The organism is Acinetobacter sichuanensis (genome assembly GCF_003024515.2).
GTDB lineage: Bacteria > Pseudomonadota > Gammaproteobacteria > Pseudomonadales > Moraxellaceae > Acinetobacter > Acinetobacter sichuanensis.
In genome coordinates this window covers 1-1097 of sequence record NZ_PYIX02000163.1, presented here as the reverse complement: position 1 = coordinate 1097, position 1097 = coordinate 1, and the positions used below count along the sequence as shown (strand labels likewise).

The window sequence follows — 1097 nt, the reverse complement described above, 5'->3', positions numbered from 1 at the left end:
CGGTATTGCGGATAGTGTCCGAAAGAAAGTTGAGTATGTTATTCGTGATGGCATTGATAATGGTCAAACCAATCAAGAGATTATTCGACGGATCAAAGGGACTAGGCAGCAAAACTATGCAGATGGTTTATTAAATCAAACACGCAGTTCAATAGATGCAGAGGTGAGAACAGCCAGAGCGCATATTAGTTCAACCACTTACTTGGATACTTGGATAGCCTTAGGTTATAAGTACACCAAAGATGTCGCTACTTTAGATGGTCGAACCTCAAAAGGCTGTGCAATGAAAGATGGTCGGATTCAAAAGATTGGAGAGGGTCATCAAAAGCCACCTTATCACCGCCGTTGTCGTACTACTCAAATTGGCTGTAATTCAGATGGTGCGGTTGAAGGACTACGACCCTTTGTAGCAGATAAACGCGCTGTTAAAGATATTCCTAAAGATCAGCGCGTTGGCAAGATTGGTCAGGTTGATGCAAATACGACGTATAAAGATTGGTTTGCTCAGCAAGATGAGAGCTTTCAACGCGAATGGCTTGGACCATCGAAATACAAGCTTTATAAGGAAGGTGGTTATCCTTTGGATAAGTTTGTGGATCCACTGAGCGGACAGCCTTTTACATTGAAGCAATTAAAGGCTGTAGATGAAAAGACGTTTAAGGAGTTGGGATTGTGAAATACCGTAAAAAGCCTATTGTGATTGATGCATGGCAAAACAGTGATGAAAATGAGTTTCCAATATGGGTTGATAATGCAAATGTCGGGCGTGGATCGGGTGGAGTAATTCTGATTAACACACTAGAGGGTGTGATGAAAGCCATGCCTGGTGATTACATTATTAAGGGTGTGCAAGGTGAAGTTTACCCATGTAAGCCTGATATTTTTGAAGCGACTTATGAAAAAGTTGAATAAACAACCAATTTAAACCATGACCCAAAAGGGTCTTTTTTATTGCCTAAATTTCGGATGAAAAGGGCGTAACGAGCGGATGCTCAAATCAAATTAAGGTCGGATGACTTATGAAACTTAAAACAACTCAGATTGATGGCAAAACATATGCAGAAGTGAATGAACAAGGTTTGCCTTTGTATATTCAC

Annotated in this window: 2 protein-coding genes; both read left to right on the top strand. The window is 40.7% G+C overall.

Annotation, left to right across the window (positions count from 1 at the left end):
* On the top strand, positions 1-676 hold a 676-nt coding region (locus C9E89_RS22735; protein WP_213069662.1), incomplete at its 5' end, for a phage minor head protein.
* Positions 673-912 (top strand): hypothetical protein, encoded by a 240-nt coding sequence (locus C9E89_RS22730; RefSeq protein ID WP_107010316.1) that lies wholly within the window; start codon positions 673-675, stop codon positions 910-912. The genes C9E89_RS22735 and C9E89_RS22730, both read left to right, overlap by 4 nt.
* Positions 913-1097 lie beyond the last annotated feature (185 nt).